11 protein-coding genes and 2 pseudogenes are annotated in these 17,492 nt (G+C 45.3%); 9 read left to right on the top strand and 4 right to left on the bottom strand.

Annotated features, from left to right (window positions below; all coding sequences use genetic code 11):
• Positions 1–31: 31 nt before the first annotated feature.
• The 4 genes from mmsA (at position 32) to ACTNDQ_RS00640 (ending at position 4,192) form a co-directional block, all read left to right on the top strand.
• Entirely contained in the window at positions 32–1,570 is a 1,539-nt protein-coding gene (gene mmsA / locus ACTNDQ_RS00655; RefSeq protein WP_441063211.1) for a multiple monosaccharide ABC transporter ATP-binding protein, read from the top strand.
• Positions 1,571–1,574: 4 nt separating this feature from the next.
• On the top strand, positions 1,575–2,750 hold the full coding sequence (gene mmsB, locus ACTNDQ_RS00650; protein ID WP_279199024.1) for a multiple monosaccharide ABC transporter permease: 1,176 nt from the start codon (positions 1,575–1,577) through the stop codon (positions 2,748–2,750).
• 229 nt (positions 2,751–2,979) lie between these two features.
• Complete coding sequence (locus tag ACTNDQ_RS00645) at positions 2,980–3,771, top strand: ParA family protein (RefSeq protein ID WP_092070221.1); 792 nt, start codon at positions 2,980–2,982, stop codon at positions 3,769–3,771.
• Complete coding sequence (locus tag ACTNDQ_RS00640; RefSeq protein ID WP_288787743.1) at positions 3,758–4,192, top strand: hypothetical protein; 435 nt, start codon at positions 3,758–3,760, stop codon at positions 4,190–4,192. The genes ACTNDQ_RS00645 and ACTNDQ_RS00640 overlap by 14 nt, the downstream gene beginning before the upstream one ends.
• Positions 4,193–4,451: 259 nt before the next feature.
• Here ACTNDQ_RS00640 and ACTNDQ_RS00635 read toward each other — a convergent pair whose 3' ends face one another.
• Positions 4,452–6,173 carry an ABC transporter ATP-binding protein gene (locus ACTNDQ_RS00635; RefSeq protein WP_441063208.1) on the bottom strand — a complete coding sequence of 574 codons (1,722 nt, stop codon included), beginning with the start codon at positions 6,171–6,173 and terminating at the stop codon, positions 4,452–4,454.
• Between the two features lie 437 nt (positions 6,174–6,610).
• On the opposite strand from ACTNDQ_RS00635, the gene ACTNDQ_RS00630 reads away from it, so the two are divergent.
• Complete coding sequence (locus tag ACTNDQ_RS00630; RefSeq protein ID WP_279199021.1) at positions 6,611–8,863, top strand: PTS transporter subunit IIABC; 2,253 nt, start codon at positions 6,611–6,613, stop codon at positions 8,861–8,863.
• A 239-nt stretch (positions 8,864–9,102) separates the two neighbouring features.
• Entirely contained in the window at positions 9,103–9,930 is an 828-nt protein-coding gene (locus tag ACTNDQ_RS00625) for a PRD domain-containing protein (protein ID WP_279199040.1), read from the top strand.
• A 28-nt stretch (positions 9,931–9,958) separates the two neighbouring features.
• Here the strand turns inward: ACTNDQ_RS00625 and ACTNDQ_RS00620 are convergent, their stop codons facing one another.
• A complete protein-coding gene (locus tag ACTNDQ_RS00620) occupies positions 9,959–10,837 on the bottom strand; it encodes a LysR family transcriptional regulator (protein ID WP_278795330.1) in 879 nt (292 codons plus the stop codon).
• Between the two features lie 166 nt (positions 10,838–11,003).
• Here ACTNDQ_RS00620 and ACTNDQ_RS00615 point away from each other — a divergent pair, with 166 nt between their 5' ends.
• Positions 11,004–11,651, top strand: a complete 648-nt coding sequence (locus ACTNDQ_RS00615) for a YoaK family protein (protein WP_278795390.1) — start codon at positions 11,004–11,006, stop codon at positions 11,649–11,651.
• A 15-nt stretch (positions 11,652–11,666) separates the two neighbouring features.
• Complete coding sequence (locus ACTNDQ_RS00610) at positions 11,667–12,422, top strand: DUF4866 domain-containing protein (RefSeq protein ID WP_441063205.1); 756 nt, start codon at positions 11,667–11,669, stop codon at positions 12,420–12,422.
• Between the two features lie 95 nt (positions 12,423–12,517).
• Here ACTNDQ_RS00610 and ACTNDQ_RS00605 read toward each other — a convergent pair.
• Positions 12,518–13,619, bottom strand: a pseudogene (locus tag ACTNDQ_RS00605) (threonine/serine ThrE exporter family protein).
• Positions 13,620–13,970: 351 nt separating this feature from the next.
• Here ACTNDQ_RS00605 and pckA point away from each other — a divergent pair.
• Positions 13,971–15,575, top strand: a complete 1,605-nt coding sequence (gene pckA, locus ACTNDQ_RS00600) for a phosphoenolpyruvate carboxykinase (ATP) (protein WP_441063203.1) — start codon at positions 13,971–13,973, stop codon at positions 15,573–15,575.
• A gap of 4 nt (positions 15,576–15,579) precedes the next feature.
• Here the strand turns inward: pckA and ACTNDQ_RS00595 are convergent.
• Positions 15,580–17,141, bottom strand: a pseudogene (locus ACTNDQ_RS00595) (IS1182 family transposase).
• Between the last annotated feature and the right edge of the window lie 351 nt (positions 17,142–17,492).

The raw sequence follows: 17,492 nt of genomic DNA, 5'->3' as shown, positions 1-17,492 counted from the left end.
GCATGAACAGTGGAAAGGGAGGGAAATTAAGTTGGCTAAGATACTTCTGGAAATGAAAAATATCACCAAAACTTTCCCAGGTGTAAAGGCACTGGACAACGTTAATCTCCAGGTTGAGGAAGGCGAGATCCACGCACTGGTAGGTGAGAACGGTGCCGGTAAATCTACATTAATGAATGTATTAAGTGGTATATATCCGTACGGCTCGTATGAAGGAAATATTATTTACGATGGTGAGATCTGTAAATTTAACACCATCAAAGACAGTGAACATAAAGGAATTGTGATCATTCACCAGGAACTGGCACTGATCCCGTATATGACTATCGGTGAAAACATGTACCTGGGCAATGAAAGAGGCAGGAGCTTTTCCATTAACTGGAATGAAACTTATGGGGAAGCAGATAAATATTTGAAAATAGTGGGACTGGAGGAATCTTCCAGAACTTTGATCAAGGATATCGGTGTAGGTAAACAGCAGCTGGTTGAGATCGCAAAGGCACTTGCAAAGAATGCAAAGCTGCTCATTCTGGATGAGCCTACCGCATCACTGAACGAAGATGACTCCAAAGCTCTTCTGGATCTTCTTCTGAAATTCAAGAAGCAGGGAATGACCTCTATCATCATTTCCCATAAATTAAATGAGATTTCCTATGTGGCAGATAAGATCACAGTTATCCGAGATGGATCTACCATTGAAACACTGGATAAAAAGAAAGACGATTTTTCTGAGCAGAGGATCATTCAGGGAATGGTTGGACGTGAGATGACAGACCGGTTCCCGAAACGTCCAAATGTAAAGATCGGCGATGTTTCCATGGAAGTTAAGAACTGGAATGTTTACCATCCTCTGTATACAGAACGTAAGGTGGTAAATAACGTATCCTTTAAAGTACATAAAGGAGAGGTTGTCGGTATTTCAGGACTGATGGGAGCAGGACGTACAGAATTGGCCATGAGTATTTTTGGCAAGAGCTATGGAACTAAGATTTCCGGCCAGGTGTTCATGAATGGAAAAGAAGTGAAGCTGAATACAGTTCAGGAGGCTATTGACAACAAGCTCGCCTATGTTACAGAGGATCGAAAAGGAAACGGATTGATCCTTTCCAAGTCCATAAAGATGAACACTACGCTTGCAAACATGTCCGGTATCAGTAATGGAAAAGTGATCGATGCGGATAAAGAATACGCAGTTGCTGAGGAATACAGGAAGAAACTGAAAACCAAGTGTCCGACAGTTGAGCAGAATGTCGGAAACCTGAGCGGTGGTAATCAGCAGAAGGTCCTTCTTGCAAAATGGATGTTTGCAGAGCCGGATATTCTGATCTTGGATGAACCTACAAGAGGTATTGACGTAGGTGCCAAATATGAAATCTACTGTATCATCAATGACCTGGTCGCAGCAGGAAAATCTGTGATCATGATCTCTTCTGAGCTTCCGGAAGTGCTTGGAATGTCAGACAGAATCTATATCATGAACGAGGGCAGATTCGTAGGTGAGGTAAGTGGTGAGGAAGCTACATCTGAGCTGATCATGTCCAGGATCGTGAAGTCAGGTAAAGGAGAGTAAGAAGATGGAGAAAAAGATTAGTTTTTCAGAAATATTAAAAAAATATACCATGGTCATTGTTCTGGTATTTGTTGTGATCATGTTTTCTGTGAACACAAAGGGCGTTATGCTTCTTCCGCAGAATGTAAATAACCTGGTAGCCCAGAATGCATATGTATTTATTCTTGCAACCGGTATGTTGTTCTGTATTTTAACAGGTGGTAACATCGATCTGTCAGTTGGTTCTGTTGTATGCTTTGTTGCTGCTGTCGGTGGTAAGATGATGGTTCTCAACAGTATGAACCCGTATCTCACTATGATCGTGATGCTTCTTGTGGGTATTGCCATTGGTGCATGGCAGGGATTCTGGATCGCTTATGTACGAATTCCTCCATTTATTGTTACTCTGGCAGGTATGCTTGCTTTTCGTGGCCTTTCCAACGTAGTTCTGGAAGGACAGACCCTGGCCCCGATGCCGGATGCTTATCTGGCTCTGTTCAATAACTATATTCCGGACTTCCTTGGTGGAGGTGAAGGATTTAACAGAACATGTTTTGTAGTTGGCATTATTGTCTGCATCGTCTATGTTGCACTTGTTATGAAAAACCGTGCAGACCGTGCAAAAAAAGGCTACAGTGTTGAGTCTTTCGGTGGTGTTGCAGTGAAGATGGTTCTGATCTGTGCAGTTGTTCTTGCATTCATGTTCAGACTTGCTCAGTACAAAGGTATCCCGAATTCCCTTCTCTGGGTTGCAGTGATCATCGCAATCTATACATACATTGCTTCCAAGACTACAACAGGTCGTTATTTTTATGCAGTTGGCGGTAATGAGAAGGCAACAAAGCTTTCCGGTATTGACACAAACAAGGTTTATTTCCTTGCTTACCTGAACATGGGCCTTCTGGCAGCTATTGCAGGTATGGTGACAATGGCCAGACTGAACTCATCCAACCCACAGGCAGGTACAAACTTCGAGATGGATGCGATCGGTGCATGTTTCATCGGTGGTGCTTCTGCTTATGGTGGTACCGGTACAGTTCCCGGTGTTATCATTGGTGCCCTCCTTATGGGTGTTCTGAACCTTGGTATGAGTATCATGGGTATTGACCAGAATATCCAGAAGGTTGTCAAAGGTATGGTTCTTCTTGCAGCCGTTATCTTCGATGTTGTAAGTAAGAGAAAATCTTTTATCGTAAAATAATAAAAATGAATGAAGTTTAGCAGCAGGCTTTCGGAAAGATCTGAAGTCTGCTGCTTTTTTGCATAGGAAATTATTCCGCAACAAGATTCTTCTTTTGCTGTTGTTTTATGTGAGAGTTTTTTGCCAGATTTTGTGGTTTTATGGGGGATATGCTTGCTTTTTGGGGGAGCGTTATATTATAATAAGGGAAAGTTAGTGATTTACGATTTTGTGTTGTCGGGAGGCTGTGATGGGAAATACAGTGACGATTTGTTTTGCGAATAATAAGGGCGGCAGCGGGAAGTCTACCAGCTGTTCCAATGTAGGTGCGGCACTGGCCGGTATGGGGAAGAAGGTTCTTCTTGTGGACGGCGATATGCAGCTGAATCTTTCCCTTTCATTTTTTGATGAAGAAGAAGTTCTGAAGATGGCTGCCGGGGAAAAAAATCTCTACTATGCCATTGGTCATCAGTCGGATCTCAGCGATTTTATCGTGCATACGAAGTATGAGAATCTGGATCTGGTTCCGTCGTCTACGCTGATGAGCTCCGTGGAATATGAGCTTTTTACGAAATGGCAGAGAGAATTTATCCTGCGGAAATGCCTGCAGAAGATCAAGGATTCCGGGGTGTATGATTACATTCTCATCGATGCACCGCCGACTCTTGGCGGCTGGGTGATGAATATCCTGTGTGCATCGGATTACGTTCTGGTTCCAGTGGAGGCCAGCCCGTGGGGCATGTTTGGGCTTGCAAATATGTTTGATTTTCTGAATGAGGTCCGTGAGATCGCTCCGGCGCTTCAGGTTCTGGGAATCGTGGTGACCAAGGCAGATGCCAGAAAGAATTATTTCAAACAGACCATGGAGACTTTGAAAGAGATGGAAGGAATCTATCTTTTCGAATCCTTTATCCGTGTGGACAGCTCTATCGAATGGTCACAGGACAGCAGCGAGCCGGTTGTGGAATTCAAAAAAAGCAGCCGCAGCGCAAAAGAATACATAGCATTGGCAGAGGAGGTAATGGATCGTGTCAGTAGGTAAAGCAAGCATCGCAAGAGCAGTAAATGCAGAGAAAACAGCAAAGACAGAAGAGAAAGTTACAGAGGTAAAAGTGACAGAAAAGCCGACAGAAGTAAAGACAGAAACAGGAGAGAAAGCTGCTGAAAAAACAGTCGAAAAGAAAACCACAGCGAAGGCTCCGGCAAAGAAGACCACAGCAAGGAAAGCAGCCACAACAAAAACAACAGCAAAGAAAACCACCACCAGAAAGACAACAACACGAAAAACTGCAGCTAAGAAAACAGCCGCCGCAGAAATCACAACAGGAACCGTAGCTCAGAATGTGATCAGTGGAGGAAACGCCGATGAACTTCAGGCCAAGTTCCTCACCCCAAAGAAAGACGAGCCGGACAACAACCAGCCGGTAGGAATCAAGGATGAACTTCCGGTTTATCTGCTGTAATATTTACTGAATTTTTTGAAAAATAAGTAACAAACAAAAAAGACTGCCATATATCCACATCATTTGTGATATACAGCGGTCTTTTATTTTTATCCCATAATAATCCCAGTGGGACAGCGAAGCGCCTCCCACGTCCGTACGTCACAGTCATCATTCAACCCATTCTGTCTTGATGAATCTGGCGTGCCCAAGAGGGTGGGAGCTCGAGGGAGGGGCTTCGGGCTTCGCAACTCTGAGATGACCCTCCCTCGTATCTTATTTACATATTGTAATACGCAGCATACAATCCATTCTTCTCAAGCAGATCAGCATGTGTACCGCGTTCAGCGATACCATCCTCTGTGATCACAATGATCTCATCCGCATCACGGATCGTAGAAAGCCGGTGCGCGATCGTAATGGTAGTACGATTTTTTGAAAGCTCCTCCAGACTCTTCTGGATCCAACGTTCGCTTTCGTTATCCAGAGCGCTGGTGGCCTCATCCAGGATCAGGATCGGAGGATTCTTAAGGAATACCCTTGCAATAGAGATCCTCTGCTTCTGGCCGCCGGAAAGTCTGGTGCCGCGTTCGCCTACATAAGTATCGTATCCATCCGGCAGCTCCATGATAAAATCATGGATACTTGCACATTTGGCGGCTTTGATGATCTCCTCGTCGGTAGCACCCGGTTTTCCATAGGCAATATTATCTTTAATGGTTCCATCAAAAAGATAAACATCCTGCTGTACCATACCGATCTGGCTTCGAAGGCTCTTAAGAGTCAGCCCGCGGATATCCTTTCCGTCTACAGTAATGGAACCGCCGGTCACATCATAAAATCTGGGCAGGAGAGAGCAGATCGTGGTTTTTCCGCTTCCGGAAGGTCCCACCAGGGCAATGGATTTTCCAGCCGGGATATCAATAGAGATATCGGAAAGTACCGCAGTTTCATCGTCACTGTAATGGAAAGAAACATGGTCATAACGGACATGTCCTTTAACATCGGTAAGATCCACAGCGTCAGGTGCATCCCTGATCTCGGATTCTGTTTCCATCACATCCAGGAAACGGCGGAAACCGGAAAGACCCTTCTGCATCATTTCCACAAGTTCCACCAGGATCTGGATGGGGCTGATAAAGATTCCGATATACAGGGCATACATGGCAAGATCTGCAGTCTGCATTTCACCCTGAGCGATCAGATAGCCGCCGTAAACAAGAGTTACCAGGTACATCATGCCCTGGAAGAAAAGATTGGAACTCATGAAGCTTCCCATGCAGTGATAATTATCTCTTTTGGAAACAAGGAACGCTTCGTTGCTTTTCTTAAATTTGGCACGTTCGATGTCCTCGTTTGCGAAGGACTGCACCACGCGGATTCCGGAAAGCGTATCCTGAAGACTGGCATTTACATCTCCGATCTTACGACGGTTTTCCATGAAGGTTTCCTGCATTTTTGCATTCTGGCGGAAGGAAAACACAAACATCACGATCACCAGGAGGATCAGCGGCAGTGCAAGTTTTTTGTTGATAAAGAACAGGAAGATAAAAGCACCGACGATCTTTACCAGAGAGATAAAAAGATTCTCAGGACCATGATGTGCAAACTCGGAAATGTCAAAAAGGTCACTGACCAGTTTGCTCATCATCTGACCGGAATTATTCCTGCTGTAATAGGAAAAAGACAGCTCCTGGTAATGGTCAAAAAGCTCCCGGCGCATATCACGTTCCATCTTTGCACCCATCATATGTCCCTGACAGGTTACATAATATTTGCAGAGGCTCTGCACAATGTACATAACAAAAAGAGAAGCTGCAATCACAGGGAGGGCATGAAGAATAATATCCTTATCCTGTGTAAAGAGAGTTTTTGTCATAGTACGAAGAATCTGGGGATAAGCAAGATCTACCAGACTGATAACGGCTGCACAGATCAGGTCAATAAAAAAGACCGCTTTGTACGGGCCGTAGTAGTGGATGAATTTCTTGATGGTATTCATCGGAAAAGTACCTCCGTTTTTATGAAATGTATAGTGTTGTCTGAGCAAAAAACATTGCTGCCGGACATTCTATGTTCATCTTATCATAAGTAAGAATAAAGTCAAGATAAGTGAATTTCAGGTCTGTTTCGTTTTTGCATACTTTCGGAGAATAGTAGCTATATGGCTGCTGTTCACAGGTAATATTCCGCGAGGGATTGCTGGCAACGGAGCGGATAGTGATATGAGGAGATATATTTGGGGGAAAAAATCAAATTACTCCTTGACACAGAAGAACAAAACCCGTATAGTGTATTTCAGATTTGGTGTGTAACTGATGAGCAGGCATTAACCAGTCATAGATGTTATTATTTGACGTTTATGGGGGTTGGTGTCTTTTTTTGTTGCCCACTTAAAAGACTCCCGCTCCAAAACGTCGAAAGAAAAGGAGAGAAAACATGAAAGACAAGATTTTCGGAGTTTTGCAGCGAGTGGGACGTTCCTTTATGCTTCCCATAGCAATCCTTCCTGTGGCAGGCCTGCTTCTTGGATTCGGCAGTTCCTTCACAAATGAAACAACCATTGCAACCTACGGACTTCAGAAGATTCTGGGAGACGGAACGATTTTACATGCACTCCTGATCATTATGAACAAAGTCGGAAGCGCGGTATTTGATAACCTGCCGCTGATCTTTGCAGTAGGTGTGGCCATCGGTATGGCAAAAAAAGAGAAAGAGGTAGCAGCTCTTTCTGCACTGATCGCTTACTTCGTTATGAATGTAGCCATCAATGGTATGCTGGTAGTAAATGGTAAGATCACAGCAGACGGACAGATCGCAAAAAGCGTTCTGGAAGGTACTGTAACCTCTGTCTGCGGCATTCAGTCCTTACAGATGGGTGTGTTTGGCGGTATCATCGTCGGCCTTGGTGTTGCAGCTTTGCACAACCGTTTTCATAAGATCGTGCTTCCAAACGCACTTTCCTTCTTCGGTGGTTCCAGATTTGTGCCCATCATTTCCACCATTGTATATATGTTTGTGGGAATCCTGATGTATTTCGTATGGCCGGCAGTCCAGAACGGTATTTATGCTCTGGGTGGTCTTGTAACAGGCAGCGGCTATATCGGAACTCTGATCTTCGGTATTATCAAACGTGCGCTGATCCCCTTCGGACTTCATCACGTATTTTATATGCCATTCTGGCAGACAGCCGTTGGCGGGACTATGGAGGTTGCAGGCCAGATGGTACAGGGCGGACAGAATATCTTTTTCGCCCAGCTTGCAGATTCCGCAAATGTAGCGCATTTCAGCGCAGATGCAACAAGATATTTTTCCGGAGAGTTCATTTTCATGATCTTCGGTCTTCCGGGAGCAGCTCTTGCCATGTACCGCTGTGCAAAGCCTGAGAAGAAAAAAGCAGCAGGCGGACTTCTTCTTTCCGCAGCCCTTGCATGTATGCTTACAGGAATCACAGAGCCACTGGAGTTCTCTTTCCTGTTTGTAGCTCCTGCATTGTTTGCGGTACAGGTTGTTCTTGCAGGCGCGGCTTATATGATCGCACATATGCTGAACATTGCAGTAGGACTTACCTTTTCCGGCGGTTTCCTTGATCTGTTCCTGTTCGGGATCCTTCAGGGAAATGCAAAGACAAGCTGGCTCAGGATTATCCCGGTAGGTATCATTTACTTTATTCTCTATTATGTGATCTTCACCTTCCTGATCAAAAAGTTCAACTTCAAGACTCCGGGACGTGAGGATGACGACACAGAAACAAAGCTTTATACAAAAGCAGATGTAAACGCGAGAAAAGAATCCGGAAAAGCCGGTGAAGCAGCAGGAAGTACATCTGCAGACCCGGTAAGTGAAGCCATCACAGCCGGCCTTGGAGGAAAGAAAAACATCAGCGATGTGGACTGCTGTGCAACAAGACTCCGTATCACCGTCCATGATGCAGCAAGAGTTAACGACGACATTCTGAAAACAACAGGCTCCAGAGGAATCGTGAAAAAAGGCCAGGGCGTGCAGATCATCTACGGTCCGCAGGTAACTGTGATCAAATCCAAGCTGGAGGATTATCTGGAGACAGCGCCGAATGAATATTTTGAAGGTGCAAATGAGAAAGAAACAGACAATGCGGAAAATCAGGCTCAGTCTGATACAGAGCGTACAGCAGAAAGTACAGGTGAGGCTGCTCAGAACACAGCTCCGACATCCGAAGCCAGCACGCAGCCGGAGAAAAAGGTTCTCAGAACAGCGATTGTCTACAGCCCGGTAACCGGTATCGCTGCAGACCTTTCCACAGCGCCGGATGAAGGCTTTGCGGAAGGAATGATGGGAGAGGGTGCTGTAGTCACACCGAAGGACCCGGTGATCTGTGCTCCGGAAGACGGCGAGGTAGAGTTTATTTTTGACACAAAGCATGCCATCGGATTCCAGACAGATACAGATCTTCCTATGCTCCTCCATATCGGCATTGACACTGTAAAGCTGGAAGGAAAAGGCTTCGAGATCCTGGTAGAGCAGGGACAGCATGTAAAAAAAGGCGAGCCGTTGATGAAGATTGACATCCCGTATCTTACAGAAAACGCTCCGTCCTTATGTTCGCCGATCCTTTGCACAGAGATCGAGGATGATCAGAGAGTACGCCTTCTTGCCAATGGAGAGATCAAGGCAGGAGAGCCGCTGTTCGCAGTAGAGACTGTGGAAGAATAGGAAATTTTTCAGCAATAATATAGAAGATTGGTTTTGTGAAAAGCGCGCCTAATGCCCGGGCGCGCTTTTCCTGTGGCAAAGAAAATAACTGTCTGTCAGAAGGGCTTTACACAAAAGAAAGATTCTGTTACGATAAAGAAAATCAACAGCTGCAGATAAAAATGTCGACTGAAAATCCGGGGCAGACAGTGGTGGAATGTGGAAAAGCAGCAGGACATATAAAAATGGTGGGGAAAAAGATGTACAGAGTGAGCAAGGTATTGAACAATAACGGCATCATTGCCATAAATATGGAAGAAAACCAGGAATATGTACTTCTGGGAAAAGGTGTGGGATTTGGAAAGAAGGTCAGCCAGCGTTTTGAGGCTCCGGCAGACTGTACTATTTACAGGCTGGCTCAGGAGACAGAACGCGGCTCAGCAAAAGAACTGGCAAAGAGCGTAGCACCGGAATTTCTGGAGATCGCAGATGAGATATTGAGAGAAGCTGAGAAGACCTTTGGGGATACCATAGACAGAAGGATCCTGTTTCCCCTTGCCGATCATATTTCCTTTGCAGTGGGACGTATCCGGAATCATGAGCAGATCAGCAATCCTCTGACTGATGATATCAAGGTGCTTTTTTACAGCGAATTCAAGGTGGCGGAGGTGTTGAAGAAGATCCTGAAGGAGCGGATGGATATTGAGATCGACGAGCATGAGGTGGGATATGTGGCACTTCATATTCACTCAGCACTTGGAGATGAAAAGGTGTCTGTTGCCATGCAGACAGCAAGAACGGTACGGGAATGCATCGCCATGATCGAGATGGCCACAGGAAGAAAGATCGATGTGATCTCCCTGTCCTACAATCGTATGATGAACCATATCAAATATATGGTAGCCCGTGTCTCCACAGGGGAGACACTGAAGCTGGATATGAATGGATATATAGAAGAAAAATATCCGGAATCCTACAGGATCGCAGAGGATGTCTGCGAGAGCCTGGGCAAAAGCCTTGGGAAAAAGCTGGACCCTATCGAGATCGGTTATCTTGCCATGCATATTGAGCGGACAGTGGAACAATAAATGTAAATGGCTGATCCGCCTCAGGGATTTACACAATAAATTCAATAGCTTTTTTGACAGCAGTACTCATGGCAGTACTGCTGTTTGTGACTAAGCAGACCTCTCTCTGAGGGAGCGTCTCCTTAAGCTGAAGGGCAAAAATCTTCCCGTCATTGATCACTTCCCGGGCAAGGGGCTCGGGGTAAAAGCCGATTCCCAGATTGTGGACGATCATGGGAAGGACCTGGTCTGTAGTTGCTGCCTCGATGTCAGGATGAAAAGAAACACGGTTTTCCATAAAGTAATTCATATACATTTCTCTGGTGCTGGTCCCTTCCGCAAGACCTACAAAGGGCAGATCCTGAAGCTCATGGATGCTGATAGGGGCAGTGGTCAGATCCTTATATTTGCTTCCGCATACAAGGATCTCCCGGTAACGCAGGAGACTTTTTTTCTGTAAAGGCTTGCGGATGGAGATCGGAGTGGTGACAATAGCGAAATCCACCGCATAATTTTTCAGTGCCTGTACTGCCTGAGGAGTAGAATGGTTAAAGAGGCGCAGGCGAACATGGGGATATTGCTCGCGGAACAGCTCCAGCTTTTCCAGAAGGATCAGACGCAGGGCATTTTCGCTGGCGCCGATGGAAACCAGACCATGCTCCAGCTCTCCGTTCTGGCGGATCTCCTCCTCGCCGATGGACAGCTGCTCAAAAGCCAGGGCAACGTGTTCATAAAGCTGGCGGCCTTCCGGTGTAAGTGCGATTCCCTTGTTGGAGCGGAGAAAGAGCGTACATTTCAGCTCCTGCTCCAGGTTGTTCATACAGCGGGTGATATTTGGCTGGTTGTTGTGAAGAGCTCTTGCTGCCTTGGTAAAGCTCTTATACTGGGCTACATAATAAAAGATCCGGTAGTAGTCGTAAGTGATCATGTATTGTCTCCATCCTGTGATATGATTTTAATATGTTTACGATATTAATAATACTTTTTACATTTGCTTCTGAGCAAACTATAATACACCCGAGGAAAAAAATCAATGACAGGAGTGATTTAGAGTGGTTTCAGGAGGCGGAAAGCTGCAAAATGCGGACCGGCAGATGTCAGAAGCTTTTATCACAAGTGTATTTCTGGCAATGTCCGGCGGATTTCAGGATGCCTGCACATACTTTACAAGAGATGAGGTGTTTTCCAACGCCCAGACAGGCAACGTGGTTCTGATGAGCCATAATTTTATGACAGGACAGTGGGGAGACGGTTTAAGGTATCTGTTTCCTGTTTTAGCCTTTGCCATTGGTGTTGTAGCGGCGGAGCGAATCCAGAATACCTTTAAATATGCAAAAAAACTTCACTGGAGGCAGATGATCCTGCTGATCGAGATCCTGATCCTTTTTGTGGTGGGATTTATGCCGGGAGAATTGGATATGCTGGCAACCGCACTGGTATCCTTTTCCTGCGCCATGCAGGTACAGACCTTCCGGAAGGTGGGCGGTTATTCCTATGCAAGCACTATGTGCATCGGAAATTTACGAAGCGGCACGGCGGCGTTGTCCGTGTATTGTCGTGAAAAACGTCCGGAACAGCTGAAGCAGGCTCTTTATTATTTCGGGATAATTTTCTTTTTTGCCATTGGAGCCGGTGGCGGAGGAAATCTGTCCATGAGGCTGGGGATCCCGGCAATCTGGGTATCGGATGTTTTGCTTCTGATCAGCTTTATTCTGATGTTTTCCAGTAAACATAGAGATTAGAAAGGGTGAGGAATTGTGGAAAACAGTACATTATTCCCAAGAGAGGAAAAGGCGGAGCTTTTATTTGAAAAGATCCTGAAGGATCCGGAGGCGTGCAGACGGCTGACGGAGACCTTCTATGAATCCATGGATGCGGATACAGACATAGAATGCGGATATCTTCCTCCGGAAAAATTCGCCTATGCATTGCTGGACGCATATAAAAACCGTGATCTGACTGCTCTCCTTATGGCGATCTGCCAGAACAGTATGTTTGATCTTCTGCGAAATTCTTTTCTGGCACCGTTCAGGTTCAATGCAGATGGACAGGAGAATCCGGTATTTCTCACAGATGAAAAAGGAAATTTTCTGCGGGAAAAGGGAATCCATGTAAGTGACAGGGATTACGACCGGTTCCGCAGGATATACAGGGAGAAGCAGGGCGTAAAGATGTATCTGGCGTATGGCTACCGGAAGCGCCATGCCTATGATGAAGATACCATGGAAGTAGAAGAGTACAAAATGGGCGAACATATCGGTGTGCTGCTGGTGTATGAGCTTCCGGACAGCGTAAGGGAAAAGGAAACGGAGGCACAGGCCTATGCGGCTGTATGGGATATCATGATGGTAATTCAGAAGAAGCTTCCAAGAGCTTTTGTGTATTATGGGCAGGATTCTGTGGAGGATGGTGGCAAACGTTATGACGGACTGGGCGTTTTTCTCCCCATCCATAAATTTGCGGACCGCCTGGAAAAAATGATCGGGATCGCTGATGAGATCGTAATGAAATAGAATGTACAAAAAAGGACTGCTTTTGTATTGCTCCGGTTATCAGAAGGATAGCTGATGACCGGAAGTTACAGAAAGCAGTCCTTTTTGTATGCCCATCAGGTGCAGTAGCGGAACATTTTGTCCGTAAGGATCCTGGCGAAAATAAGGCCCAGGGGAAGAGAAACGATGATCAGGATCGCAGCTGCAAACCAGGAGGCGGAAACTCCAGACGTAAAGTGTTGGACAGTGCGCCGATGAAGGCGGCAGCTGCGGCTAGACGGACAGGGCTGTTGAACATGACCGAAAAGCCGAATACCCCGCAGAAGCTTGCCAGAAGCCGGAACAGGATTCTCTGAGATGCCGAAAGCTCCAGAGGCAGGAAATCCACAGGCTTCAGATGAAGAAGCAGTGCCATCAGCCAGGCAGAGACAGCAGCCACCATTACAACAATAATGGCGTAGGCCAGTCGTTCCAGACCGGAACGCATATCCAGCTTGGCAAGGTCGATCCCGCTTGTGATAAACGGAAAGCCCGGAATGATAAACAGCATGGAACAGATGTATCCGGCCTCATGCTGGACGGAAATGTGGAACAGAAGCTCTGCCAGCTTCAGGAAGCCTGCATATACAAGACAGGCGGAGGAAACAGAAACTGCAATGCACATAAACAGAGTAAAATGATGCTTGCCAAGCTTGCAGCGAATGGCGTTTCCGATGCCTGCGCCTGCAAAAGCCAGGATCATTTCCAGCGGGCCACCGCCCAGAAGAAAAGTAAATGCACCACAGGCCAGTGCAGAAGCCAGTCCCAGGGCTGCAGGGGAATAAAGCCCGTGGATCCGCTCGATCTCATCTAACTGACTGTGCAGTGTTCACCGCTCATATGGATACCCTCCGCAGGAAAATCACTGACAAAATGTTCCAGCCTGTTCAGCCTGGAAGTATTTACGCCGGTGGTAGCCAGACTAAGTGCATGGGAAAAACTGCTCTCACCGTCAAAGCAGGTGTAGCTTATAGACATCAGTCCGATATCTGCGGAGCAGGTGATGCCAAGTGCTTCTGACAATGTATTCATGGAACTCCGTACCCGCCAGGCACCGGTCCCACAGGAGAGAAGTATCATGCCTGTACGGCCGATCAGGGAAGCTTTTTCGGAAAGAGAAGCTTCGGTGATGGGCTGGCTGTTCCTGGCGCTTACATAGTTGTGCCAGGGGATTTTCATATGATTACGTTTAACCGGAATATCTGACACGGAAATCACTTCTTTCTATATATTAAAATTATATAGTTATTATTATAAATATATATAATAACTATAATCAGATATATTGTAGCCATTATTCTGAAAAAGTCAAGCATAGATGGAGTAAAATCTGACAGTACCAAAACGTCACTGTTAAAGATTTATCATTTTTTTGCGGAAAATGAATTTTTTTGGTTGCTTTTACGTACAATTTATGTATAATTGTGGATAGGGATGTTGGAATGACCAATTCCTATGGCAGGATGACAAAAACCTGCAGCAGTAGGTGGCTATCATAATTACTATTAAAGAAGAGAGGTAAATGTTAAGATGGCAAAAATCGATTTAACAAAGTATGGTATTACCGGAACAACTGAGATCGTGTACAATCCTTCCTACGAGACATTATTTGAGGAAGAGACCAAACCGGAGCTTGAGGGATTTGAGAAGGGTCAGGTCAGCGAGCTTGGTGCTGTCAATGTAATGACAGGTATCTACACAGGACGTTCTCCTAAAGACAAATATATCGTTATGGATGAGAACTCCAAAGACACAGTTTGGTGGACATCCGATGAGTACAAGAACGATAACCATCCGGCAACTCAGGAAACATGGGAAGCAGTAAAGGACATCGCAAAGAAAGAGCTCTCCAACAAGAAACTTTTCGTAGTAGATGCATTCTGCGGAGCTAACAAAGACACACGTATGGCTATCCGTTTCATTGTTGAGGTTGCATGGCAGGCACATTTCGTAACAAACATGTTCATTCAGCCGACAGCTGAGGAGCTTGAGAACTTTGAACCGGATTTCGTTGTTTACAATGCATCCAAGGCTAAAGTTGAGAACTATAAAGAATTAGGACTGAACTCTGAGACAGCTGTAATGTTCAACATTACAAGCCGTGAGCAGGTTATCGTCAATACATGGTACGGCGGAGAGATGAAGAAAGGTATGTTCTCCATGATGAACTACTATCTGCCGCTGAAGGGCATCGCTGCTATGCACTGCTCTGCAAACACAGACCTTAACGGAGAGAACACAGCAATCTTCTTCGGTCTTTCCGGAACAGGTAAGACAACACTTTCCACAGATCCTAAGCGTCTTCTGATCGGTGATGACGAGCATGGCTGGGATGACAACGGAGTATTCAACTTCGAGGGTGGATGCTATGCTAAGGTTATCAACCTTGACAAAGAGTCTGAGCCGGACATCTACAATGCGATCAAGAGAAACGCTCTTCTTGAGAACGTAACACTTGATGCTGAGGGCAAGATCGACTTCGCTGACAAGAGCGTAACAGAGAACACACGTGTTTCCTATCCGATCAACCACATCGAGAACATTGTTCGCCCTGTATCTTCTGCACCGGCAGCGAAAGAGGTTATCTTCCTGTCCGCAGATGCATTCGGCGTACTTCCTCCAGTATCTATCCTGACACCGGAGCAGACACAGTACTACTTCCTTTCCGGATTCACAGCTAAGCTTGCTGGTACAGAGCGTGGAATCACAGAGCCTACTCCTACATTCTCCGCATGCTTCGGACAGGCATTCCTTGAGCTTCATCCGACAAAATATGCTGAGGAGCTCGTTAAGAGAATGGAGAAGAGCGGTGCGAAAGCATACCTCGTTAACACAGGATGGAATGGAACTGGAAAACGTATCTCCATCAAAGATACTCGTGGTATCATCGATGCTATCCTTGACGGATCTATCCTTAAAGCTCCGACAAAGAAGATCCCATTCTTCAACTTCGAGGTTCCGACAGAGCTTCCGGGTGTAGATCCTGCAATCCTTGACCCACGTGACACATATGCAGATGCTGCAGAGTGGGAGACAAAGGCTAAAGATCTTGCTACAAGATTTGTTAAGAACTTTGCTAAATATGAAGGAAATGCAGCTGGTAAAGCACTCGTTGCAGCCGGCCCGCAGGCATAATCAGTCATTCCAACTGAATACAGATCGTAGACTTAACCGGGAGCGGATTTATCCGCTCCCGGCAGACTGTAGACAAAGTTGGTGCTGGAGATAATCTCCAGCACCACTTTTTTTTAAAAATGTCTTTTCCTTTAATAACCGCTCAATATTATGGATAGTCGATATTCTTTCTTCCCTTTTGTCCAGTATCCTGGCCAGTTTTTTCAGGTTCATACATGCAAAAGTAAGCCCCGCTTTCATTTCCATCCGGGCTCTCCCTATGTATTGTGTATAACGAAATCCATGTTGTTCCTTGGCTGTTCCGAAAATCCTCTCGATTGTTTCCTTTCTTAGGTCATATATCTGTTTAGTGCCAAGTGTATGCCTGATATCCTCCGCTTTCTCCATATATTCTTCCCACACATGGCGGGTAACCACTTTTATGTGTTCTTTACTTTCCGTACATCTATGAAGATTGGGGCAACTGGCACATATTTCTCCGCAGCTTACGTATTCCCTATACCCCTCTCTGTTTGTCGTTTGATAGGATAATATATGGTTTTCCGGACATATGTAGCAGTCATAGTACTCATCATATGCATACTCATATTTTCGGAAAAACCCTTCCTTTGTCATTGGCCTCTTGTATGGGAACAGAGGCTCGATACCATCTTCTAACAATTCATGGGCGATTGCTGGTGTACGGTAACCGGCATCTGCAATGATCATAGCCGGTGAATAGATCTTTATCTTGTCATAAAGTGTTTTGAATGTCCGGCTGTCATGTTCATTCCCCGGATGAATGCTGTATCCCAGGATCCAGCCGTGTTTATCACAAGCTGTTTCCACTGCATAGGCGAAAACATGTTTATGCTCGCCTTTACGGAACCAGCCGCTTTCCGGATCACTGGTACTGCATTTCTGCGTTTTAATCCCTTCTGTAATTTCTTCTTCCTTTGTATTATTATCGCTCCCGCCGCCGGATGGGGGATCATTTCTGTCTTTTTCCTTTAAAGGTTTTTTCCCGTGCGCTTCACGATCCCTGGATATTTCCTTCTGTAATTTTTCTTCATACCAAAGGGCCTGTTCATGTGCAACTCTTTTTCGCATTTTTTTGTTGTTTGCACATGCTTTCACATGAGTAGAATCCACAAAGATCTGATCGGTGTCCACCAGTTTAAATTTCATGCAGTCTTCTAATATTTTCGCAAAGATCTGCTCAAAAAGATCTGTGTCCTTAAAACGGCGGGTGTAGTTTTTCCCAAAGGTTGAAAAATGAGGGACAGGGTCCAGCATGTCTAATCCGAGGAACCATCTGTAAGCAACGTTTACTTCTATCTCTTTGATGGTCTGCCTCATACTTTTGATTCCATAAAGATATTGAATGAAGGGAATCTTAATCAGCATGACAGGGTCCATACTGGGCCTTCCGTTATCAGGGCAGTATTTTTCTTCTACAAGCTCATATATAAAAGTCCAGTCAATGGCTTTATCAATTAAACGCAGCATATGGTTTTGGGGAACCATATCATCCATACAGAGCATTATCATCTGTTCCCTTTTTTTATCTGAATTTTTTGTCATCATAAAAAACACCGCCCTTCTTATATTTGTATTATACCAGAAAAACGGTCGTAAACATAGAAAAGCCCGGCTTTCGCCGGGACTTTGTCTACAGTCTGAAACATCGCTGTCATGGCAGCGATGTTTTTCTTTTTCCTTAGATCATTTCCGACGTAGTATTGGTGCATTTAACCAACCACGTATCCCCTGCTCCATATGATTGGGTTTTCTCACAAATCCGCTTCCTACTTCTCATTTTCTCCTTAAAAAGCGACGATCTTTATTATTCCGCATAAAAGGGAGGACATTGACCAGTGATGATTTAAGGAATATAATAATTCCGTGATAGAACAAAATCCCCAACAATCATGGAAG

Source organism: Blautia massiliensis (ex Liu et al. 2021), from assembly GCF_052064225.1.
Classification (GTDB): domain Bacteria; phylum Bacillota; class Clostridia; order Lachnospirales; family Lachnospiraceae; genus Blautia_A; species Blautia_A fusiformis.
The sequence above is the reverse complement of the archived record's forward strand: the minus strand, read 5'-3'. Positions and strand labels throughout refer to the sequence as shown.